The organism is Actinopolyspora biskrensis, from assembly GCF_013408175.1.
In the GTDB taxonomy this organism is placed as follows: domain Bacteria; phylum Actinomycetota; class Actinomycetes; order Mycobacteriales; family Pseudonocardiaceae; genus Actinopolyspora; species Actinopolyspora biskrensis.
On record NZ_JACBYW010000002.1, the window covers coordinates 238,795 to 261,154 of the forward strand.

At 68.4% G+C, this 22,360-nt stretch carries 17 protein-coding genes and 2 riboswitches; of the genes, 9 read left to right on the forward strand and 8 right to left on the reverse strand.

Annotation, left to right across the window (positions count from 1 at the left end; translation table 11 throughout):
* Positions 1 to 129: 129 nt before the first annotated feature.
* The gene (locus tag FHR84_RS06825; RefSeq protein WP_179534617.1) at positions 130 to 2,430 is read right to left on the reverse strand and encodes an ATP-binding domain-containing protein; all 2,301 of its coding nucleotides are present in this window, start codon (positions 2,428 to 2,430) and stop codon (positions 130 to 132) included.
* Positions 2,431 to 2,772: 342 nt separating this feature from the next.
* On the opposite strand from FHR84_RS06825, the gene FHR84_RS06830 reads away from it, so the two are divergent.
* Complete coding sequence (locus FHR84_RS06830; protein WP_179534618.1) at positions 2,773 to 3,495, forward strand: FadR/GntR family transcriptional regulator; 723 nt, start codon at positions 2,773 to 2,775, stop codon at positions 3,493 to 3,495.
* 105 nt (positions 3,496 to 3,600) lie between these two features.
* On the opposite strand, the gene FHR84_RS06835 is transcribed toward FHR84_RS06830, so the two are convergent.
* Together FHR84_RS06835 and FHR84_RS06840 are read right to left on the reverse strand one after the other, a co-directional pair.
* Entirely contained in the window at positions 3,601 to 5,955 is a 2,355-nt protein-coding gene (locus FHR84_RS06835; protein WP_179534619.1) for a LuxR C-terminal-related transcriptional regulator, read from the reverse strand.
* 20 nt (positions 5,956 to 5,975) lie between these two features.
* Positions 5,976 to 6,359: a VanZ family protein gene (locus tag FHR84_RS06840; RefSeq protein WP_343075178.1), complete on the reverse strand. Its 384-nt coding sequence runs from the start codon at positions 6,357 to 6,359 to the stop codon at positions 5,976 to 5,978.
* Positions 6,360 to 6,468: 109 nt separating this feature from the next.
* Here FHR84_RS06840 and pyk point away from each other — a divergent pair, with 109 nt between their 5' ends.
* Positions 6,469 to 7,890, forward strand: a complete 1,422-nt coding sequence (pyk, locus tag FHR84_RS06845) for a pyruvate kinase (protein WP_179534620.1) — start codon at positions 6,469 to 6,471, stop codon at positions 7,888 to 7,890.
* Positions 7,891 to 8,007: 117 nt separating this feature from the next.
* Positions 8,008 to 8,952 carry an acyl-CoA thioesterase II gene (tesB, locus tag FHR84_RS06850; protein WP_179534621.1) on the forward strand — a complete coding sequence of 315 codons (945 nt, stop codon included), beginning with the start codon at positions 8,008 to 8,010 and terminating at the stop codon, positions 8,950 to 8,952.
* Between the two features lie 333 nt (positions 8,953 to 9,285).
* Here the strand turns inward: tesB and FHR84_RS06855 are convergent, their stop codons facing one another.
* Positions 9,286 to 9,786, reverse strand: coding sequence for an Lrp/AsnC family transcriptional regulator (locus FHR84_RS06855; RefSeq protein ID WP_179534622.1), 501 nt, complete (start codon positions 9,784 to 9,786; stop codon positions 9,286 to 9,288).
* 100 nt (positions 9,787 to 9,886) lie between these two features.
* Between FHR84_RS06855 and FHR84_RS06860 the strand changes: the two genes are divergently transcribed.
* The 3 genes from FHR84_RS06860 to FHR84_RS06870 all read left to right on the forward strand — a co-directional run bounded on the left by FHR84_RS06860 (position 9,887) and on the right by FHR84_RS06870 (position 13,053).
* Complete coding sequence (locus tag FHR84_RS06860; RefSeq protein ID WP_179534623.1) at positions 9,887 to 10,495, forward strand: LysE family transporter; 609 nt, start codon at positions 9,887 to 9,889, stop codon at positions 10,493 to 10,495.
* 144 nt (positions 10,496 to 10,639) lie between these two features.
* Positions 10,640 to 12,247, forward strand: coding sequence for a D-alanyl-D-alanine carboxypeptidase/D-alanyl-D-alanine endopeptidase (gene dacB, locus FHR84_RS06865; RefSeq protein ID WP_246300306.1), 1,608 nt, complete (start codon positions 10,640 to 10,642; stop codon positions 12,245 to 12,247).
* A gap of 98 nt (positions 12,248 to 12,345) precedes the next feature.
* Positions 12,346 to 13,053: a VTT domain-containing protein gene (locus FHR84_RS06870; protein ID WP_179534624.1), complete on the forward strand. Its 708-nt coding sequence runs from the start codon at positions 12,346 to 12,348 to the stop codon at positions 13,051 to 13,053.
* 72 nt (positions 13,054 to 13,125) lie between these two features.
* Here FHR84_RS06870 and bioB read toward each other — a convergent pair whose 3' ends face one another.
* The 4 genes from bioB to FHR84_RS06890 all read right to left on the reverse strand — a co-directional run bounded on the left by bioB (position 13,126) and on the right by FHR84_RS06890 (position 18,006).
* Complete coding sequence (gene bioB, locus FHR84_RS06875) at positions 13,126 to 14,187, reverse strand: biotin synthase BioB (RefSeq protein WP_179534625.1); 1,062 nt, start codon at positions 14,185 to 14,187, stop codon at positions 13,126 to 13,128.
* A 237-nt stretch (positions 14,188 to 14,424) separates the two neighbouring features.
* Complete coding sequence (gene glyA, locus FHR84_RS06880) at positions 14,425 to 15,705, reverse strand: serine hydroxymethyltransferase (RefSeq protein WP_179534626.1); 1,281 nt, start codon at positions 15,703 to 15,705, stop codon at positions 14,425 to 14,427.
* A gap of 51 nt (positions 15,706 to 15,756) precedes the next feature.
* A complete protein-coding gene (gene gcvT / locus FHR84_RS06885) occupies positions 15,757 to 16,860 on the reverse strand; it encodes a glycine cleavage system aminomethyltransferase GcvT (RefSeq protein WP_179534627.1) in 1,104 nt (367 codons plus the stop codon).
* Positions 16,861 to 16,894: 34 nt separating this feature from the next.
* Positions 16,895 to 17,004: riboswitch (glycine riboswitch) on the reverse strand.
* A riboswitch (glycine riboswitch) is annotated at positions 17,005 to 17,143 on the reverse strand.
* A gap of 221 nt (positions 17,144 to 17,364) precedes the next feature.
* Complete coding sequence (locus tag FHR84_RS06890) at positions 17,365 to 18,006, reverse strand: TetR family transcriptional regulator (protein WP_179534628.1); 642 nt, start codon at positions 18,004 to 18,006, stop codon at positions 17,365 to 17,367.
* Between the two features lie 388 nt (positions 18,007 to 18,394).
* On the opposite strand from FHR84_RS06890, the gene FHR84_RS06895 reads away from it, so the two are divergent.
* From FHR84_RS06895 to FHR84_RS06905, 3 genes are all read left to right on the forward strand, one after another.
* Positions 18,395 to 20,017: a long-chain-fatty-acid--CoA ligase gene (locus FHR84_RS06895; RefSeq protein WP_179534629.1), complete on the forward strand. Its 1,623-nt coding sequence runs from the start codon at positions 18,395 to 18,397 to the stop codon at positions 20,015 to 20,017.
* Positions 20,014 to 20,787 carry a 3-oxoacyl-ACP reductase FabG gene (gene fabG / locus FHR84_RS06900; RefSeq protein ID WP_179534630.1) on the forward strand — a complete coding sequence of 258 codons (774 nt, stop codon included), beginning with the start codon at positions 20,014 to 20,016 and terminating at the stop codon, positions 20,785 to 20,787. Before FHR84_RS06895 ends, fabG begins: the two co-directional genes overlap by 4 nt.
* Before the next feature lie 330 nt (positions 20,788 to 21,117).
* Entirely contained in the window at positions 21,118 to 22,296 is a 1,179-nt protein-coding gene (locus FHR84_RS06905; RefSeq protein WP_179534631.1) for an acyl-CoA dehydrogenase family protein, read from the forward strand.
* The last annotated feature ends 64 nt before the right edge of the window (positions 22,297 to 22,360 follow it).

Consider the following 22,360-nt stretch of genomic DNA (forward strand, 5'->3'; position numbering starts at 1 on the left):
CGGTCCGTTCGGTTTCCCGATGCGCGGGATTTCCGGGAGGGACACGGGCCCTGCCCCGTTCACCAGGCGCGGCGGGGCTCCCGGCGGGCGGGACGTGCCACGCCGCCCGCCCGCCGGTGCCGCCCTCGTTCACTCCTCGAGCTCGAGCCCCCGCAGCTCCGCGGGAAGGTCACCGGTGTGCACGACAGCCAGCCTGGTGGTGCTCCTGGTGAGCGCGACGTAGACGTCGTTGAGCCCCCGGGCGGACTCGGAAAGCAGGACCTGCGGCTCGACCACGACCACGCTGTCGAACTCGAGTCCCTTGGCCTGGTCCACCGTCAGCACCATCACCGGCGCTTCCAGTCCCTCCGGCTGGGGGCCGAAGGCGGCCTCCGGCGTTCGCCCCACGATCGAACGACCGACCCCGGAGAACCCGTTCGCCGGGAGCAGCACCGCGACACGCCCACCGTCGACGGCCTCCATCTCCTTCGCGGTCACCTCGGCGACCCGGGCGGGGAGCTCTTCCTCCGGCACGCGGAGTCGGTGGGGGCGTACTCCGGTGCTGCGGACCGAGGTGGGCACGGAAAGATCCACATCCATCGCGGACAGCAGCGGTTCCGCACGGGACATGATCTCGGAGGGCGTCCGGTAGTTGATCGTCAGTTCTTCCATGCGCCAGCGCCGTGCGACGTACGGGGACAGCACCTCGTGCCATGAACCGGCCCCCGCCGTCGAACCGGTCTGGGCGATGTCGCCGACCACCGTCATGGAACGACTCGGACACCTCCGCATCAGCACGCGCCAGGCCATCGCGGACAGCTCCTGGGCCTCGTCGATGATGACGTGCCCGAAGGTCCAGGTTCGGTCACCCGCGGCTCGTTCCGCCGCCGTCATGTCGCTGTTCGTGCGATGCCGTTGCGCCAGAAGGTCGGCGTCGAGCACGTCGGAGACCCGCAGCCGCTCGGGATCGATGATCTCCTCGTCCTGCTCCATGATGTGCAGCACGCCCTCGGCGTAGGCCAGCTCCTCGCGTTCCTGCTGCCGCTGTGCCTGCTGCTGTTCGGACTCGTCCTCGCCGAGCAGTTCGGCCAGCTCGTCGAGCAGCGGCGCGTCCGAGGGAGTCCACTCGGCCCCCGACTCACGCAGCAGCGCCTGCCGCTGCTGCTCGTCGAAGTACTTGCGGGCGGCCTTGCGCAGCCGTTCGGGTGAGGAGAGCAGCTCGTCGAGCAGCGTGGTCGGTTCGAGCTCGGGCCAGAGCCCTTCCAGGACCTCGCCCACGCCGGAGTCGGCACGCAGCTCCGCGGAGATGTCGTCGATGTCGCGCTGGTCGAGCAGGTCCCTGCCGAGGCGGTCGGCAACCTGCAACGCCAGCGCCGAGAACATCTCGCGCCGGAAGATCTTCCTGGCCTCGTTGTGCGACTTGCGCGACTTGCGGGCCTTGGTGCGTGCCTGGCTGCACGTGCTCTTGTCGATGTGGAGTGGTTCGCGGTCGAACATCACCTCGACATAGTTCTTGGGGACCTGTTGCCGCTCGCGCACCGCGTTGTTCAGGATCGAGACCATTTCCGAGCGCCCCTTGAGCTCGGCGGCCTCGGCGGATTCCCGCCCCGTGGCCGCCACTCCCGGGTACAGCTCCCCGACCGTGGAGAGCAGCACACCCGTCTCCCCGAGCGAGGGAAGCACCTGTCCGATGTAGCGCAGGAACGTCGGGTTCGGGCCGACCACGAGCACGCCGCGCTTGGTCAGCTGCTGCCGGTAGGTGTAGAGCAGGTAGGCGGCCCGGTGCAGCGCGACGGCCGTCTTGCCCGTTCCGGGGCCGCCCTGCACCACCAGCACGCCGTTCATGCCGCTGCGGATGATCCGGTCCTGTTCGGCCTGGATGGTGGCGACGATGTCGCCCATCTTCCCGGTGCGGCGCTCGTCCAGTGCCGCGAGCAGCGTGGCCTCCCCCGCGAGACCGAGATGGCTGCTCTGCTCGGCCGCGTCCAGGTCGAGGACCTCGTCCTCCAGATCCGTGACGGTACGTCTGGTGGTCCGTATGTGCCTGCGGCGCACGACTCCGTCCCTGGACGCCGCCGTGGCGAGGTAGAACGGGCGCGCGGCCGGAGCCCGCCAGTCGATGAGCAGCGGTGTGTACTCGTTCTCCTCGTCGAACAGCCCCAACCTGCCGATGTGAAAACGTTCGCCACTGTCCAGGTCGAGCCTGCCGAAACACAGCCCGTTCTCCACCGCGCTCAGCTGGGAGAGCTTGTCGATGTGCATCTTGGTGGAAATATCGCGTTCGGTGCGCGCCTGCGGGGTGCCACCGGTTTCGCGGAGCGTCTCGGCCAGACGCCTGCTGTTGTACTGGCGTAGCTCGTCGAGCTTGTCGTAGAGCATCGACACGTACTGCTGCTCGGCGGCGACGCCGTCGGTGTGGTCAAGTTCCCGATCGGCTCGGGTGTCGGACACGACTCCACCTCGTGCGGTCAAGAGCGTTGGGACAGTAAGTGCGCCAAGTGGAGGCGCGGCGGTGTCGGAGACGAACACCGTGGCCCGCCAACAGGGCCGACGAACGAGTATACCTCCGCGGGGAGTGTGCTTGCCGGTGCGTGATCGCCGGCGTCGTGTGAAACGGCGCGGTCCCGCCGCGGGAACCGCTCGGGAAAAGCGTCCCTGACCGCGCGGGGGGTGCGACGACTATTCTGGTCCGCCGGAATGTGCACGTGCCATGTTGGCGGCCCTCCCGCGCCGTCACCGGGGTGACCGTCGCGCGGTGACCACCGGGCGAGGATCGGGAGGTCCCGGGCGTGCATGGCGGCGAACGGAGCCAGGTTGAGCGGAGGACTGCACGGAAAGATCGTCGACGTTCTGGGGCGCGAGATCAGCGCCGGGACGCATCCGCCCGGTAGCGTGCTGCGCGTCGAGGACCTGGAGCAGCGTTTCGGCATATCCCGCAGTGTGGTGCGCGAGGTGGTGCGCACGCTCGCCTCGATCCGGCTCGTGGTGGGACGTCAGCGGATCGGGATCGTGGTTCGGCCGCGCGAGGAGTGGAACACTTTCGATCCGATGCTGATCCGCTGGCTGCTGGAGGTCGACAGGACCAACCAGGTCAAGACCCTCGTGGAACTCCGCACCGCCGTCGAGCCGGTGGCGGCCGGTGCCGCGGCGCAGCGTGCCGATGCCGAGCAGGTGGCGGAGCTGGCGCGTCTCGCGGCTCGGATGGGGGAGCTCGCCTCGGCCGGAGCTCTGGAGGAGTTCCTCGACGCCGACGTGGCTTTCCACTCCCTGGTGCTGAGGGCCTCGGGCAACGAGATGTTCGCCCAACTGCACGAGGTGGTGCGGGAGGTGCTGCGCTGGCGCACCGAGCAGGGACTGATGCCGGCTCGTCCCGAGCCGAGGGCCATCGAGCTGCACAGCGAGATCGCACGGTGCATCGGGGAGGGGCACGGGCAGCGTGCCGAGGACGCGACGAGGGAGCTGGTCGCCGAGGCGCTGCACGGGACGCTGGAGCTGTTGGACACCTCCGAAACGTGACCGTTCGGCGCGGAGCCCGTGGCCGCCCGAGCTCGGGCACTCGGAGCGGAGGCCCGGGGAAGGGGGCGGGCGGCGAGTTCCGGTGGTCCGAGCGGAAGGCTTCGATCAGGACTGCTCCGACTGCTGCCCCGCGACCCACCCCGCGATCTGCGCCCGCGAGGTGAAGTCGAGCTTGGTGAGGATGTGCTGCACGTGGCCCTCCACCGTTCGCAGCGCGATGACCAGTCGTTCGGCTATTTCCTTGTTGGTGCGTCCCTGCGCCACGAGCTGGGCGATCTCCCGCTCCCGGCTCGTCAGCGGCATCGGGTGAACGTTCTCCCGCGAGCTGGTCCGCGAGCGCTGCTTGATCTCCAGCGCGTAGTCGATCGCGGTCTCGGAGGACCAGCGGTATCCGCGGTCGAAGGCGTCGTTGTACTCCTCGGAGCCGAGGGCCTGCCTCGTGGCGACCAGGTGGTTCCGGTGCTCCTCGGCGAAGGCGGCGTAGAGGTTGGGGGTGGAACGCGCCGACTCCCAGGCTCCGCCCGCCGCCCCGAACAGCCGGGCCGCGCGCTTGTCGTCACCGCGCCGGTGCACGGCCCAGGCCATGGTGTCCATGCTGAAGGCGATGGCCAGACGGTTGTCCAGCCTGCGCTGCAGGCTCAGCGCTTCCTTGAGGGCGGATTCGGCCCGTTCGGGGGCGCCGGCCGTGATCTTGAGGTATCCGATCGCCCACAGCGTCCAGGAACGCCAGTAGATCTCGCCTCGGCCCGTGGTGATCGCCAGTGCGTCGTCGAGCAGCTCCAGCCCGTGCTGTCTTCGCCCGCCCAACGTGTGGGCGAGCCCGAGCCCGATCAGCGCGAACAGTTCGCCCTGCGGATCGACGTGGCGGCGGAAGGCGGTCAGCGCTCCCTGGAGGAGCCGGGTGGCCGTGTCCGTTTCCTGCTCGAACAGTGCCGCCATGCCGTACACCTGGGTCAGCTGGGCGCGTTCGAGGGCGGCGTCCTCGTCCTCGATCGTGGTGGTGGCCGTGTCCAGCGAACGTCGAGCCACGGAGACGTCTCCGTGCAGGAGGGTGAACCAGGCGCTGGCGGCGAGCGCGGAGGCCCTGTCCCGCTTGGCGTGTTCCGTACCGGTCAGCGCCAGCGTCCTGTCCAGCCAGTGCCGAGCCTCCGAATGCAGACCGCGCAGCTGCCAGTAGCGCCCCAGCCCGATGGCCAGGCGCAGCGCGAAGGACGGGTCGGCGGCCGCCCTTTCGGGGCCGCTCGCCAGATGCAGCGCCGTACGCAGGTTCGCCTGCTCCATGCGCAGCCGCCGCACCCATTCGACCTGCTCGGCACCGAGCCACTCGGCGGAGAACCGCTCCACGATGCCGCCGTACCACTGCCGGTGCCGTTCCTCGGTTCCGGGGCGCTCACCCGCCGCGGTCAGCTTCTCCAGGCCGTACTCGCGCAACGCGTGGGGGAGCCGGTAGCGGCTCGGACCGTCGTGGTCGGAGTCGCGCAGCAGGATCGACTTGTCCACCAGCGAGTGGACGAGCGTCGCGACGTTTCCGCGGTCGACGGTGTCTCCGAGGACGTGTTCGGCCGCTTCGAGGTCGAAGCTGCCCGCGAACACCGACAGGTGCGCCCATGCCCTGCGGTCCTGCTCGGTGCACAGGTCGTAGCTCCAGTCGATCAGGGCCCGCAGCGTCCGCTGCCGCTGCGGAGCTCCGCGCCTCCCCCCGCTGAGCAGCTCGTACCGCTCGTTGAGGCGTTCCTCGAGCTGTTCGGGGGACAGGGAGCGCAGTCGCACCACGGCCAGCTCGATGGCGAGGGGGTTGCCGTCGAGTCGCTGGCACAGCCGCATCAGCACGGGGGCGTTGTCCGGAGTCACCTCGAACTCGGGAACCACGGCGCGGGCCCGGTCGGCGAACAGCCTCACGGCGGCGTACTGCTCGTAGGCCTCCGGAGCGGGCAGTTGCTCCGGGTCGGGAGCCTGCAGCGGGGGGACGACCAGTGTGCTCTCCCCGGCGATACCGAGGGAGTGCCTGCTGGTGGCGAGTACGCGCACCCCCGGGCAGGAGCGCACGAGGGCGTCCACGAGCCCGGCGCAGGCCTCCACGAGGTGTTCGCAGTTGTCCACGACGAGCAGAGTTTCGCGTTCACGGAAGTACTCGACGATGTCGTCGGTCTCCGTGCCGCCGGAGGACTCCGGGATGTTGAGCTGTTCCACGACGGTGGCCGGCAGCAGTTCCGGGTCGTCCAGATCGCCGAGGTCGACCTGCCACACCTTGTCCCGGAACGATTTGCGCGCGCCCGTCGCCACGCGCAGCGCCAACCTGCTCTTGCCGATCCCCCCTGGGCCGGTGAGCGTGACCACCCGGGATTCGGCCAGCAGTCGTTTGGTGAGCGTGATCTCGCGACGCCTGCCGACGAAGCTCGTGACCTCTGCCGGGAGATTGCCGCCGGCCGTACGTGAGCGAGCTCGTGCGGTGGAGTCCACGTCCACGAGAATAACGCGATTCAGTCCGCGGAACCGTCGATCATTCCCGAGCGGGAGCGCGTTGCCCTGGGACGACGGCTACTCACACGAAGGTGGGAACGCCGTGTCAGCCGGAGGAGCGCCAGTGCGGTGAGAACTCCTGCCAGGTCCGCCGCGAGGTCGAGGGGATCGGCGTGGCGGCGTATCGGCAACGCGGCTTGCAGCAGTTCGGACAGCGGTGCGTAGCAGACCAGCGTGGTGACCAGCGGCCCGGAACGTGCACCGGCCAGCTGCCCGGTGCCGGTCAGCGCGAGGAAGAGCGCGAGGTGGACGAGCTTGTCCGTGCCGGGAGGAGCGGTGGGAACCCCGCTCGAAGGGGTGAAAAGAATCACCGCGCTGGCTACGCAGCAAATCGTGAACAGCACACGGTGGAGGGGTCTACTGAAAGGATCCAGCACTGTGGCCTCTCGGAAGGTGGACAACGCCGGTGGTCGCATGCTGCGCGCGCGATAGTACGGATTAGGCTGTGGCACCGTGAGTCGACGAGCCAAGATAGTTTGTACTATGGGGCCAGCAACGGCCAGCCCGGAGAAGGTGAGTGCGCTCGTCAGCGCCGGGATGAACGTCGCTCGGCTGAATTTCAGCCACGGTAGTCACGAGGACCACCGCCATGTTTACGACATGGTTCGTGCCCAAGCGTCCGAGTCGGGACGTGCGGTGGGAGTCCTCGCCGACCTGCAGGGGCCGAAAATTCGGTTGGGGACCTTCGCCGAGGGCGAGGTCGAATGGCGTACCGGCGAGGCGGTGCGTATCACGGTGGAGGACGTACAGGGCGACCACGACCGGGTGTCCACGACCTACGAGGGACTGACCGGCGACGCGAAGGTGGGCGACCGGATCCTCGTCGACGACGGGAAGGTCGGACTGACCGTTACCGACGTCGAGGAGACCGATGTGGTCTGCGAGGTCGACGAAGGGGGGCCGGTCTCCGACCACAAGGGGCTCTCCCTGCCGGGAATGGACGTCTCCGTTCCGGCGATGTCGTCCAAGGACATCGAGGACCTGGAGTTCGCGCTGAACATGGGTGTGGACTTCATCGCGCTGTCGTTCGTCCGCACCCCGGCCGACATCGACATCGTGCACCAGGTCATGGACCGGGTCGGTCGTCGAGCCCCCGTGATCGCGAAACTGGAGAAGCCCGAGGCGGTGGACAACCTCGAAGCCATCGTGCTCGCATTCGACGGGGTGATGGTGGCCAGGGGGGACCTCGGCGTCGAGCTCCCGCTGGAACACGTGCCGCTGGTGCAGAAGAGGGCGATCGGGATCGCCAGGGAGAACGCCAAGCCGGTGATCGTGGCCACCCAGATGCTCGATTCCATGATCGGCAACCCGAGGCCCACCCGCGCGGAGACGTCCGATGTGGCCAATGCCGTGCTGGACGGCACCGATGCCGTGATGTTGTCCGGCGAAACCAGCATCGGCGACTATCCCGTGGATACGGTGGAGACGATGGCCCGCATCGTCGAGGCGGTCGAGGCCGGTTCCTCGGAACCGCCGGAACTGAGCCACGTGCCGCGTACCAAGCGGGGAGTGCTCTCCTACGCCGCGCGGGACATCGGGGAGCGTCTCAGCGCCAAGGCGCTGGTGGCGTTCACGCAGTCCGGTGACACCGTACGGAGGTTGGCCCGGTTGCACACCAGGCTGCCGCTGTTCGCGTTCACCCCCGAGGAGTCCGTCCGGAGTCAGCTCGCTCTCACTTGGGGGACGGAAACCTTCCTGGTGCCTAGTGTGGAGACCACCGACCAGATGGTGCGCCAGGTGGACCAGGCCATGTTGTCGATCGGACGTTCGGAGACCGGGGACACGGTGGTTATCGTCGCCGGATCCCCTCCGGGGACGGTCGGCTCGACGAACCTGGTTCGGGTGCACCGTCTCGGCGAGGAAGACCACGTCTGATCCCCCCGAAGCGTGGCGGAACCGGAGTACGCGGTACTGCGGTGCCAGCGCTCTCCGGCATTCCGCGCGCCTCGGGCGAGGGGTGGCGCACACCGATCACGACACGAGGAGCCCGAAGTGACCCGAGCGGCACGGGACGCCGCCGCAGACCCGGCAGGCGCCAGTAGTCAGTCCTCGGTTCCGGTGGACGCCAGCGGAATGCCGCACGGACAGCCTGTGCTGGACCGTCTGGTCGCGTTGCTGGATCTCGAACCCATCGAGGAGAACATTTTCCGAGGGGTCAGTCCCGCGGAATCACCGGTAAGGGTGTTCGGCGGCCAGGTGGCCGGGCAGGCCCTCGTGGCGGCCGGGCGGACCGTGCCGTCCGACCGCAGGGTGCACTCCCTGCACGCGTACTTCCTCCGTCCCGGAGATCCCAGCGTTCCGATCGTCTACGAAGTGGACCGGACACGCGACGGCCGTTCGTTCACCACGCGCCGGGTCGTCGCGGTGCAGCACGGCAAGCCCATATTCTCGTTGTCCACGTCCTTCCAGGTCGAGGAGGAGGGCATGGACCACTCCGAGCCGATGCCCGAGGTCCCGGCGCCGGAGGAGCTGCCGACCTACGGGGAGCGGATCGGTGCCATGGCCGACGAGGTGGGGGGCATGGCCAACCTGCCGCGGCCCGTCGACATGCGTCACGTCACCGAACCGCCGTGGTTGAGTCGCCGGGAGGGACCGCGGGACGCCCGCAGCAGAGTGTGGATGCGGGCCGACGGTGAGCTGCCCGACGACGATCTGCTGCACGTCTGCCTGCTGGCCTACGCCTCGGACCTGACGCTGCTGGATTCCGTGCTCATCGGGCACGGCGTGTACTGGGGGGTCGACAAGGTCCACGGCGCCAGCCTCGACCACGCCATGTGGTTCCACCGCCGTTTCCGCGCGGACGAGTGGTTCCTCTACGACTGCAGTTCCCCGAGCGCTTCCGGCGCGCGTGGGCTGGCGACGGGGAACTTCTTCGCCAGGGACGGTTCCCTGATCGCCACCGTGGTTCAGGAAGGGCTGCTCCGCATGGCGGACTGACCGCGAGAGTTTCCCGCCTCGGTTAGCGCGGGTGGTTGCGTGGCGGAACCTCTCGCGGGCTCTCGCTGCGGGTGCCCCGACCTCGGGTAGCCGGCCTACACGACGTCGGGACCGTCCTCGCGAGAGCACCACGAGAGAACCCGCGGCGGCGCCGATCACCGGGGCGGAATCCCGGCCCTGCCTGCTTCGGAAGAACCGCTCCGGGGCTTTGACACGACGGGAGGCCCGAACCGGCTGCTCGGCGGGATGAATAGCTCGGCTGATGCGGGTACCGGCACACGAGGCTCCTGTTCGCACGGACTCGGTCGCAGGCCCGCGCCTCGTCGGCACTGCTCAGCCGCGCCTGCGTGCCGGTCGCGGCGGCCGGGGCGGAGTGAGCGCGCGGGTGTGGACCTGTTCGAGCACCACCGAGGTGGTGAAGTGCCGTACCTCCGTGCGCGCGGACAGCTTGTCCACGAGGAAGCTCTGCAGGTGCGCGCTGTCGGCCACGGCGACGTGCAGCATGAAATCGGCCTGCCCGCTGACGTGGAGCAGCGAGCGGGTCTCGGGCTGGGCCATCACGAACTCCCGGAAGGAATCCACCACCGCCCGCGTGTGCGGGCGGACGTTGATGGAAACCACGGCCTCCAGGGTCAGACCGGTTGCGGCCGGGTCCACGTCGATGTGTGACCCGGTTATCACCCCCTGCTCACGCAGCCTGCGCACTCGTTGCAGGCAGCTCGACGCGGCGAGACCGATCCTTTCGGCCAGCGTCCTGTTGGCCAGTGTCGCGTCGTTCTGCAACTCCTCCAGGATCCGCCAGTCCACCGAATCCAGTTCTACTGTGTTCGTCATCGCCGAACATCGTATGTCGTAGCTGGAAAGAGCACGAACTAATGACCCATTATTCCGAGGACTGTCGAAGATTCGTCGGATAAGCGTGAAGGAGTTCGCGGTGCACATCGCTTGGGGGTCGTTCCTGCTCGCCCTGCTGGTGATCATCCTGGTCCCGGGGCCCGACTTCGTGATGGTGACCAGAAACGCCGCGAGTGGAACCAGGTGGGGATGGCTGGCGGCCGCCGGTGTGACCTGTGGGCTGCTCGTGCACGCGAGCGCGGCCACCGCGGGACTGTCCGCGCTGGTCATGGCCGTTCCCGGGGCGTTGGCCGTGGTCAAGGTGATCGGGGTCTGCTATCTGGCCTTCATGGGACTGCAGATCCTGCGCCGGGCGGGCGCCGGGACCGTGCGGGAGGCGACCGCGGCGCCGACGTCGCGGCGGGCGGTGTTCTTCCGCGGTTTACTGATCGACGTGCTCAACCCGAAGGTGCTGCTCACCTTCCTCACCCTGTTGCCGCAGGCCATGGATCCCTCCGGTGAGCCGATGCCACAGGCGTTGTTGTTGAGCGGGGTGGCGGTGTCCTCGTTCGCCGCCTGGTGGCTGATCGTGGTGCCCTCGGTCGGGTGGTTGTCGGCCTTTCTCGCGGATCCGCGGCGGAAGCGCGTCTTCGAGCGCTGCTGCGGCGGTGCGCTGCTGGTGATGGCCGGCTCCATCGCGATGGCCTGATCGGCGGGGCGTGCCTCCGCGAGCTAACACGACGGGGAGCGGTGCGTCGATGTTGACCACGCGCACGCGCTGTGCTTGCTTGTACCGAGCACGAAAGGTGTTCGCTCGTGTGGTGTACGTGTGCCGTGTTCGAAAGGCGGGACGTTGCGGCGTGGGTTGGCTCTGTTCCTCGGGTTCGTAGTGCTGCTGGCGACTCCCACCGGCGCCGCTTCTCCTGCCTCTCCGGACGGGCGCGGCGAGCTGCGCGACGATCTGGACGGGATGCTCGAGGACCCTCGCCTGGACGGGTCCACGGTGGGGGTCGTGGTCCGCGATCCGCGCAGCGACCGCGTGCTCTACGCGCGGAACCCGCGCACGCGGATGACTCCGGCCTCCAACGCCAAGTTGTTCACCTCGGTGGCCGCGCTGGAAACGCTCGGCAGGGACTTCCGGTTCGGCACCGAGGTGCTCACGACGGGGGAGAGGCAGGGCGCGGAGCTGCGCGGTGATCTGTACCTGCGCGGGAGCGGCGACCCGACGATGCTGGCTGCCGATTACGAGGGGCTCGCCGCCGATGTCGCCGAGTCCGGGATCGACGTCGTCCGCGGCCGGGTGCTCGCCGACGACAGCTGGTTCACCGGTCCGGGGCTGGCCAACGGCTGGATGGCGGTGGACGAGCCCTATCACTACGCGGCGCCGGTCTCAGCGCTGACCGTCGCCCCCACCGACGACTACGACGCCGGTTCGGTGGTCGTCCGGGCGCGGCCGGGAAAGCCGGATCGTCCCGTGCGGGTGAGCACCAGTCCCTCGACCGGTGCGGTCACCGTGGTGAACCGGGCCCGAACGACCCGTGCGGGGTCCGAGGGGAGCCTGTCCGTGCGTCGCGAGCACGGGAGCGACCGGGTGCTCGTGTCCGGGGAGCTGCCTGCCGACTCGGGGAAGAAGCGGTTCTTCAGCAGCGTGCCGGACCCGACGCGCTACGCGCTGGACGTGTTTCGCCGAGCACTGGCCGAACACGGGGTGTCCTTCGAGGGGACGGGAACCTCCCGGGCCCCCGAACGGGCGCGGGTGCTGGCCGAACATCGTTCCATGCCCCTCGGTGAACTGCTGACCCCCTTCCTCAAGCTGAGCAACAACGGGCACGCGGAAACACTGGTCAAGACCATGGGAAGACGGGTTCTGGGCGAGGGCAGCTGGACCGCCGGCATGAGAGTGCTTCGGAGTGAGCTGGAGTCCCTGGGCGTGGACCCCGGGGGGTACCGCCTCGTCGACGGCTCCGGGCTCTCCACGCTGGACACGGTGAGCCCGAGGCAGTTGAGCCTGCTGCTCGACGCGGCGCGCGAGGAACCGTGGTTCGGCACCTGGTACGCGGCTCTGCCCGTTGCGGGAAAGCCCGAACGACTGGTGGGAGGCACGCTCAGGGGACGCATGGAAGGCACCGCCGCCGAGGGCGACGTCGTGGCCAAGACGGGGTCCATGACCGGGGTGACCGCCCTGTCCGGGTACGTGCGCACCCGCTCGGAGCGGCCTTTGGTGTTCTCGGTCGTGTTCAACGACTTCCTGGGAGCCGCTCCGCGCGACGTGCAGGACGCGATAGCGGTGCGGCTGGCCGAGCACGGAGGTGACGTCCCCTCCGGAACGGTCGATCCGCATTCCCGGGAAGGCGGCCCGCCGACCACTTCCGGGGGGCGGGACGGCTCCGGTGTCGACGCCCACCGCTCACCGCTCGAGTGCTCCTGGACCAAGAGCTGCCGCCCCGGCGACGATAGTTGAAGTCGTGCCCTGACTCAGGGCGGTTCAGGGTCGTACCGGGTTCGTGCGACCGTAATCACGCGATAGCGTGAGCCACGTCGCCGGTCCGAGGAGTGCGTGTGTCTGTTGTCAGTGAGCTGCTCGCAGCGATCGCGGGGCTTCCCCGGCCACTCCTCGTCGTAGTGGTCGGTGCACTGGTGCTGGGCGAGTGCACTCTCGGTATCGGCTTCTTCGTGCCCGGGGAAAGCGGCTTGCTGATCGCTTCGGCCGCCGTCACCGACTTCGGTTTCTTCCTGACGCTGTCCCTGTGCGTGGCTTTGTTCGCCGTCGTCGGTGACAACATCGGTTTCCTGCTCGGGCGTCGCTACGGGTGGCGTATGCGGGAGAGCGCCGCCGTGCGCAAGCTCGGCCAACGGCACTGGGACCGGGCGGGTGAGCAGCTGCGTCGCTACGGGACGGGGGCCGTGTTCATAGCGCGCTTCCTGCCCGTGGTTCGCACCCTGACACCGGCCGCTGCCGGATCCTGCGGGCTCGGCTACGCCCGGTTCCTGTCCGCCTCGCTGCTCGGGGGCACCTCCTGGGCCGTGCTGCACGTGTCGATCGGCTGGTTGGCCGGGGCCTCGGCCAAGTACATCGAACACATACTCGGCGGAGCGGGGTGGTTCGCGCTGGGGGCGCTGGTGCTGATCGGGCTGGTTTTCTGGCTGTGGCGACGTCGTTCCGGTCGTCGCGTCGGGCAGGGGACCGGCGCCGGCTCGGTCGGCTCGGAGAGCTCCGACTTCGCTGCCGGAAACGGCACGGTCGAGGACATCGACCGTGCCGCGTGAGCATTCGCGCACCGGTTGTTCGAGCCCGGAGCACTAGATCCCGGACCGCCGCCCCCGGACGGCGAACTCCGCTCAGACGTTGGAAGCCACGTCGGTGCCGACCCCGCGCCTGCGGATGTTGACCAGGTCCTGCCGCTGCCCGGGCAGGGTCGCCTCCTCCTTGCCCTCGATGACGAACCCAGCGTCGGTGATCAGCTGACGGTCCTGGTCCCCGGTTTGCCCCTCGCTGGTCAGGTAGTCGCCCAGGAAGATCGAGTTCGCCACGTGGAGCGCCAGCGCCTGGACGTTGCGCAGGTGTATCTCCCGGCCGCCGGCCAGGCGGACCTCGACGTCGGGGAAGAAGAACCGGTAGAGGGCGAGGATCCGGAGGCAGCGCTGCGGCGTCAGGTGCCACTGCCCCTCCATCGGGGTCCCCTCCATCGGAATCAGGAAGTTGACGGGTACGGAGTCGGGGGACAGCTCGCGCAGTTCGAAAGCGAGGCTGATCACGTCCGCGTCCGACTCGCCCGTGCCGAAGATCGCCCCGGAGCAGGGGGACAGCCCAGCCGAAGTGGCTTCCCGAACCGTTCTCGTCCGATCCGCGAAGGTGTGTGTCGAGCAGATCTCGGCGTAACGTTCCTCGTTGGTGTTCAGGTTGTGGCTGTAGGCGTACGCGCCTGCCGTGCGGAGTTGCTCGGCCTGCCCCTCGGAGAGCAGCCCGAGGCAGGCGCAGATCTCCACGTCCGGTTGTTTCCGCAGGATGGCCTCGATGGTCGAGCCGACCCTGTTGACGTCACGCTGCCCCGGCCCCCGACCGCTGGCGACCAGGCAGATGCGCTTCGCTCCCGCGCCGGCGGCCGCCTCGGCGGCCTCGGCCGCTTCTTCGGCCGCGACCCAGGAGTACTTGAGGATCTCCGAGTCGGAGCCGAGCCGTTGTGCGCAGTAGTTGCAGTCCTCCGGGCACAGCCCGCTCTTCATGTTGATGATCGTGTTCAGCTTGACCCGGTTTCCGAAGAAGTGCCTGCGCACTCGAGCCGCGGCCGCTACGACATCGAGAACGTCGAACTCCTCGGTGAGCACTCCGGCCGCCTCTTCGCGCGTCGGAGTCCGCCGTTGCAGCGCCTTCGTGACCAGTTCGTCCAGCGGATTCGTCATGCCGTCGACGGTCGCCGAACGACCGGAGGGCTACAAGATCGCGAAACCTACAAGATCGGCCGCGGTGATTTGTCGGTACGGAGTCCCGGCACCGAAGAAGTGCCGCGCCCCCCGGGAGGGACGCGGCACTGTCACTCGGCTCGGATCCCGGCTACCCGCCGGCGGGGCTTCCGCGGCGGTCCCCGCCGGAAGGTTCCGCCGAGCGAGTAGCCCGACAACCCGAACGGAGAACCACGATCAGAGGTTGGGGTAGAGCGGGTGCTTCGCCGCGAGCGCTTCCACCCTGGCACGCAGCTTCTTGCTGAGCGCCTCGTCGAACTCGGAGTGCAGCGCCGTGGCGATGATGTCGGCGATCTCGGTGAAGTCCTCGGCCCCGAACCCGCGGGTGGCCAGCGCCGAGGTGCCGATGCGCAGCCCCGAGGTCACCATCGGCGGCCGCGGATCGTTCGGAACCGCGTTGCGGTTGAGCGTCACGCCGACCTCGTGCATGCGGTCCTCGGCCTGCTGACCGTTGAGCTCCGAGTTGCGCAGGTCCACCAGCACCAGGTGCACATCGGTGCCGCCGGAGACGATCTGAACTCCTGCCTCGGCAGCGTCGGGCTGCTGCAGCCGGTCGGCGACGATCCGCGCGCCCTCGAGGGTGCGCCGCTGACGGTCGGCGAACTCCTCGCCCGCGGCGAGCTTGAAGGCCACCGCCTTGCCCGCGATCACGTGTTCCAGCGGACCACCCTGCTGTCCGGGGAAGACGGCGGAGTTGAACTTCTTGCCGAGGTCCTCCTGGGAGGACAGGATCACGCCCGCACGCGGACCGCCGAGGGTCTTGTGCGTGGTGGTGGTGACCACGTGGGCGTGCGGAACCGGGTTGGGGTGCAACCCGGCCGCGACGAGCCCGGCGAAGTGCGCCATGTCCACCATGAGGTAGGCGCCGACCTCGTCGGCGATCTCCCTGAAGCGCTTGAAGTCCAGCTGACGCGGGTAGGCGGACCAACCGGCGATGATCAGCTGCGGCTTGTTCTCCCTGGCCAGACGGGCGACCTCATCCATGTCGACGAGGTTGTCGTCCTCACGGACGTGGTAGGGGACCACGTTGTAGAGCTTGCCCGAGAAATTGATCCGCATCCCGTGGGTGAGGTGCCCACCGTTGGCCAGGTCGAGTCCCAGGATGGTGTCGCCCGGGTTGAGCAACGCGAACATGGCCGCCGAGTTGGCCTGGGCGCCCGAGTGCGGCTGGACGTTGGCGTAAGCGGCCCCGAAGAGGTCCTTGACCCTGTCGATCGCCAGTTGCTCGACGACGTCGACGTGTTCGCAGCCACCGTAGTAGCGCTTGCCCGGGTACCCCTCGGCGTACTTGTTGGTCAGTACCGATCCCTGAGCCTCCAGCACCGACTGCGGTGCGAAGTTCTCCGAGGCGATCATTTCCAGCGTGTTCTGCTGGCGGTGCAGCTCGGCATCGACCGCATTGGCCACCTCGGGATCGACCGAGGCGAGTCGCTCGTTGAACAGATCGCCTGACGGCATGATCAATTACCTCCGTGTTTGTGATTACCGGTGGACTCGGGGCGGCCGCGTTCAGCGGTTCCGGTTGTAGAAGGGTGTTTCCACGACCTCCACGGGCGCGGCCTTGCCGCGGATGTCCACCTGCAGTTCGGTACCCGGCTCGGCGCTGGCCCGGTCCACATAGGCCATCGCGATCGGGTGTCCCAGCGTGGGCGACGGTGCGCCGCTGGTCACGACACCGGTCTCGGCGCCGTCGTTGTCCAGCACGGTGTAGCCGTGCCGCGGCGCGCGACGACCTGTCCCGCTCAGCCCCACCAGAGTCCTCCGTGGTGGTTGTTCGGCGGCCGCCGCGAGCGCCGCGCGGCCGACGAAGTCCGCCGATTTGTCCAACCGAACCACTCGCCCCAGGTTCGCGTGGAACGGAGTCAGCTCGGGGGACAACTCGTGTCCGTGCAGCGGCATGCCCGCTTCCAGCCGCAGGGTGTCCCGACACGCCAGGCCCGCGGGTTGCAGCCCGTGCGGTGCGCCCGACTCGCTGAGCGCGTGCCAAACCGTAGCGGCGTCGGCGGTCGATGTGAACAGCTCGAAACCGTCTTCGCCGGTATAGCCGGTACGGGCGAGTAAAATGTCACAGTTGGCCACGCGGCTCGAGTACCCGGCGAAGTAACGAACCTGTCCGAGATCGGTGTCGGTCAACGGTGCCAGGATGTCCGCGGAGGCGGGGCCCTGCACCGCGATCAGCGCGTACTCGGTGGAGACGTCGGTGTACTCGGTGTCGAAAGCACGCACCCGTTCGGCGAGTTCGGCGGAGACCACTTGCGCGTTGGCCGCGTTGGCGACCACGAGGAACTCGTGATCACCGGTGCGGTAGACGATCAGGTCGTCCAGCACGCCGCCGTTCTCGTCGCAGATCATCGTGTAGCGCGCGCGTCCGACCTTGATCCCGGACGCGTTGGCCACCAGGGCGTAGTCCAGTGCCTCGGCCGCCTGCGGGCCCCTGAGCCTGAGTTCGCCCATGTGCGTGAGGTCGAACAGCCCGGCCGTGTTGCGCACGGCGTTGTGCTCGACGGTGTCCCCGGCGTAGCGTAGCGGCATCTCCCAGCCGGCGAACTCGGTGAAACTCGCCCCCAGCTGCTGGTGCACGTCGTGCAGTGGTGTCTGACGGGGTGGTGGCATGCTGTGTGACTCCTCCTGGTCGGCGCCTGCTAGGCGTCTCCCCGGAGTCATTGGCCTGAGAGTTTCACCGCGTCGTGGCTTGCACCGTGGGCGGCTTGCACCGTGGGCGAGGGGCTCCCGCCCCTGCTTTCCTCCGTGATCGCCTGCTGTCATGCGGTGATTGGGCCTGAGAGTTTATCGGGGAGTATTGCTCCTTCGGCGCTCCGCGTGCACGTTGAGGCCATTGCCGTGGCCGGGCAGCGTTGCCGCGAGCCGCTTGCGGAGTCTCTCCCGCATGACGTCATCGGCGCACTGTTCGGTTGTGGGCAGGACGCTACGTAGCCCCCGGGGCCGAGTCAAGCACACCGAGGGGTGATCCTCGTCCGAGCATTCGTGGGTTCGTGCGTTCCGCGCGCGGAGATCACCGCTGTCCGGTGCCGGGGCACCCGTGACGGGAGCCCGCGGGAGGTTCCGCCACCCGCGCCGCCACGCGACCCGAGACGACGAAGTCCCGGTGTGATCCCGTCAGGAATCCTCGGTTTCCCCCGTGAGTTCGGCGTGGCGCCTGCGCAGGCCCTCCACGAACGCCTGCAGGGCCAGCTCGAAGCTGGCGCTGTCGATCTCGGCGGCGTGCCGCGGGAGCAGGTGCGCCCGTTCCAGGTTGGGGAAGCGGTCCTCGTACAGCTCCGCGTCCGCGGGGAAACCGCCCGCGAAGGACCCCATGGCCCCTCCGATGACCAGGTATTTGACCGAGGCCCCGATCATCGTCGCGTACCGTTGCGGCCATCCCGCGCTGATCAGGCCGCCGTGCACGGCGTCGGCACGTCGCAGGGCCGCTTCCCTGCGCGCGGGTCCGGAGGCGAGGAACGGGACCAGATTGGGGTGCTCGGCAAGTGCGGCCCGGTAGGAGCGCGCCCACACCGTCAGTCCGGTGACCCAGTCCGTGTCGAACCCGGAGACGTCCACCTCGTCCATCACCGAGTTGGCGATGTCCTGCAGCAGTTCGTCCTTGTTGGGGACGTAGTTGTACAGCGAGGCTGCCCGCACCCCCAGGCGTTCGGCGAGCTTCCGCATGGACAGGGCTTCCAGGCCGGCCTCGTCGATGATCTCCAGAGCGCGTTCGCGGATGCGCGGCATCGAGAGCAGCGGAGTGCTCGGTCTGGGCACTGTTACCTCCGGGATCTCGATGTCCGGCTCGTCCGGCTTTCGCGCCCGTGCGGGGAGTGCCCGGCGTCGGCCGCTCGGTCCCGGCCGCGCGGTGCTCGGGAGCGTTTCGGGGATTCACCGGCGAGCGAGCGGAAGCCGGATCGTGGCTTCAATGTGTCATATCGGGCCCCGGGCGACGTGCTGGGCTCCGCTCGCCCGGGATCACGGTCCCGCCGCGGCGCGCGTCGCTGCCCGGTGTGCTCGCCGTTCTTTCCCGTGCACGTCTCCCTGGTCAAATTCGTGGTTCCGTTGTAGGGTCCCATAAAACTAACAACGTTAGTTAAGCTGTCGGCCGCAGCGGTGCGTGCCGCACGCGGCAGCGGCTCCTGGTGAGCGAAGGAGATCGCTGATGATCGAGAAACGCCCTTGCCCGAACTCCGCGGACGAGAACACGGCAGGTCCGCATTCCACTCTCTCGCTGGCCTCGCTGCTCGCGGAACCCGCCAAGCGCGCCCCCGAACGAACCGCCGTCGTCGAGGGGCGAGAGCGCTTCGGTTACGGCGAGCTCTGGGAACAGGTGCGCGGGTACGCGGCAGTGCTGCGCGAACTCGGTGTGACCGAGGGATCGCGGGTGGCTCTGGTGGCCCCGAACGTGGTCGACTTCGTACGTGTCTACTACGCGGTGCAGGTCCTGGGAGCGGTCGTGGTGCCGGTTCCGCTGCTGTTGGTTCCGGAGGAAGCCGAACACCTGGTGGCCGACTCGGAGGCGGAGCTGATCGTCGGGCACACCGGTCAGCTCGAACTGGCGCGCGGATGTTCCCGCCTGGCGGGAGTCCGGCTCGTCACCGTCGGCCCTCGGGAGGACGGGCAGCCCGAACCCGGCCTCGACGAGCTGGCCCGCTCGGTGGAGCCCGTGCGCGGTTTCGTCTCCAGGCGGCCGCGGGATCCGGCCGTGATCTTCTATACGAGCGGAACCACGGGGAAGCCCAAGGGTGCCGTGCTCACCCAGCTCAACATGGTCATGAACGCCACGGTCAACGCCTTCGACGCCAACGAGACCACTCCGCGCGATCGGGTGCTCGGTTGCCTCCCGCTGTTCCACGTCTTCGGGCAGACGGTCTCGATGAACACCACGTTCCGGGCCGGAGCCACCCTGGTCCTGCAGCCGAGGTTCGAGCCGGCACAGGCCCTGGAACTTATTCGTGAGCACGAGATCACCCAGTTCAACGGGGTTCCGACCATGTACGGCCGGTTGCTCGACGCGGCGGAGGAAGGTCTGGAGCTGCCCAGCCTTCGCCTGTGCGTGTCCGGGGGAGCGGCGCTTCCCGTGCCGGTGCTGGAACGGTTCAACGAACGTTTCGACACCAGGATCCTGGAGGGCTACGGGCTGTCCGAGACCTCGCCGACGGCGACGGTGAACCAGCCCGCGCTGGGGACCCGTGCGGGCACCGTCGGGCATCCGCTCTGGGGGATCGAAGTGGAGACGGCCGACCCCGACGCGGAGCGGATCGAGCTGCTCGGCGCCGGAGCGACCGGTGAGGTGGTGGTGCGCGGGCACAACGTGTTCGCCGGTTATCTCAACGATCCGGAGGCGACCGAGGCCGTGCTGGTCGACGGCTGGTTCCGGACCGGCGACATCGGGCGCAAGGACGAGGACGGATTCCTGTCCATCGTCGACCGGAAGAAGGACCTGATCATCCGCAACGGGTACAACGTGTATCCGCGCGAGGTTGAGGAGACGCTGCTCGACCACCCCGCCGTGGATCAGGTGGCGGTTATCGGTCTGCCGGACGAAGTGCGTGGTGAAGAGGTCTGTGCAGTGGTGGTTCCCGCCGATAAGGTGGATACCGACCAGTCGGTTGGCGATTGGATAACCGAGTGGGCCGCGCACAGGCTGGCGGCGCACAAGTATCCGCGCCGAGTGAGCTTCGTGGCCGAGCTCCCGCTCGGCCCCAGCCACAAGGTCCTGAAAAGGGAGTTGCGCACCCGGATCATCGGGGAGCTGCGCCGAACCAACGACAGTGAGGAGTGAACGTGTCTTCGGAACTGAGTGACAAGGTGGCCGTGGTTACCGGAGCAGCCAGGGGGATCGGCGCCGGTATCGCCCAGACCCTGGCCGCCTCCGGGGCGGCGGTGGCCGTGGTGGACCTCGAGGAATCCGCCTGCGCCGACACCGTGGAGCGGATCGAGGCCTCCGGCGGCAGGGCACTCGCCGTGGGGGCGGACGTGACCGACTCCGACTCCGTCGAGCGGGCCTTCGAACGCGTCTCCGAGCAGCTCGGCACGGTCGGGGTTCTCGTGAACAACGCGGGAGTCACCAAGGACAACATGCTGTTCAAGATGTCGGAGCAGGACTGGGACGCGGTCATGGGAGTCCACCTGCGTGGAGCCTTCCTGTGCAGCAGGGCGGCCCAGAAACGAATGGTGCCCGAGCGCTGGGGAAAGATCGTGAACCTGTCCAGCGTCTCCGCTCTCGGGAACCGCGGTCAGGCCAACTACTCGACGGCGAAGGCGGGCATCCAGGGATTCACCAAGACCCTGGCGATCGAGCTCGGACCGTTCGGGATCAACGTCAACGCGATCGCACCGGGGTTCATCGTCTCGGACATGACCGCGGACACGGCACAGCGGCTCGGCATGGACTTCGAGGACCTCAAGGCCGGGGCGGCAGGCGAAACCCCGGTCCGACGGGTCGGTCAACCGGAGGACATCGCCAACGCGGTGTCCTTCCTGACCAGCGACAAGTCCTCGTTCATCACCGGGCAGACGCTGTACGTCGACGGTGGTCGCAAGCTCGGCTGAGTCGTTTTCCGGTTTTCCGACGGTGCACCGGGGTGGTGCACCGTCCCGGGCGCCGCGTCACTTGGAACTTCTGACAGGGGCTCGTCCGGCTCGGGTGCTCAGCCCACGCGGAGCGAGTGGCTCGGGGTGCGTGCCCCGGATGCGCCACGAGGCGGCAGGGCACGTGGCTCGCCGCTGTTCGGGGTGCCTTCCGGCGCTCCCGAAGCGCCGACCACGCGGGCGGTCACCCGGCTCGGCCGAGCAGAGTTCCGCCATGAGTTCTTCAGTGCCCGCGAAGCCCTCCTCCACTCGTTGACAGGCTAGAACTTCTTTCCGGGAAAAGGAATTGTCATGGTCGATTTCTCGTTGTCGGACACCGAGCGCGACATCCGCGACTGGGTGCGCAACTTCGTCCAGCGCGAGCTGATGCCGCTGGAGCAGCAGGTACTCGACAGGGAGCGCAGGGGAGAGCGCGGTCTGACCAAGGAGGAGACCGAGCAGCTGCGTGACAAGGCCCGCCAGGCGGGGTTCTGGGGCGTGCAGACGCCCGAGGAATACGGAGGCATGGGGCTGTCGGCCGTGCTGACCGCCCTGACCGAGGTCGAACTGGGACGCACCTTCGTGCCGTTCAGTTTCGGAGGCAGTGCGGACAACATCCTCTACCACGGGGACGAGCGGCAGAAGCAGCGCTATCTGCTGCCCACCATCGAGGGCACCCGCAAGTCCTGCTTCGCGATAACGGAGCCCGACGCGGGTTCGGACGCGAAGAACATCCGCACGACCGCTCGGAAGGAGGGGTCGGAGTGGGTCATCGACGGTGAGAAGACCTTCATCACCGGCGGTATCGACGCGGACTTCGCGATGGTCTTCGCCGTGACCGACAGGGAGAAGGGGGCCGACGGCGGTGTGACGTGCTTCCTCGTGGACAGGGACATGGGGTGGACATCGGAGCCCATCGACATCATGGGCGAGTGGGACCGGCAGCCTGCCGCGCTGACCTTCGAGGGGGTCCGGGTCCCCGAGGAGAACGTGCTCGGTGAGGTCGGGGGCGGGTTCTCGCTGGCCATGCAGTGGATCGGCCGGGGGCGGTACCTGCTGCCCGCGCGTGCGCTCGGTGGTTGCGAGCGCATGGTGGAGATGGCGACCGAGTACTCGCGGTCGAGGAAGACCTTCGGTGCGCCCATCGCCGACAGGCAGGCCATCCAGTGGATGCTCGCGGATTCGGCCGTGGACATCGAGTCCCTGCGCTGGTTGGTGCTCCAGGCCGCCTGGCAAGCCGATCAGGGGCTGGACTCCCGTCACGCGCAGTCCATCGCCAAGCTCCACGGAGGGGTGCGCGCCAACGAGATCGTCGATCGGGTGATGCAGATCCACGGCGGGATGGGCTACACCCGGGAACTGCCCATCGAGCGCTGGTACCGCGACCTGCGGCTGCTGCGCATCTTCGAGGGAACCGACGAGATCCAGCGCCGCACCCTGGCCAGGAACCTGCTGAAGGGGAACGCCTCGGTGCGGGGAGTGCTCGGCTGATCGAAGTTCTCCGTTCGCTCCTGGCGACTGCTCGGGCGGTGTTCCGGTGTGGCGGCGCCGAAAC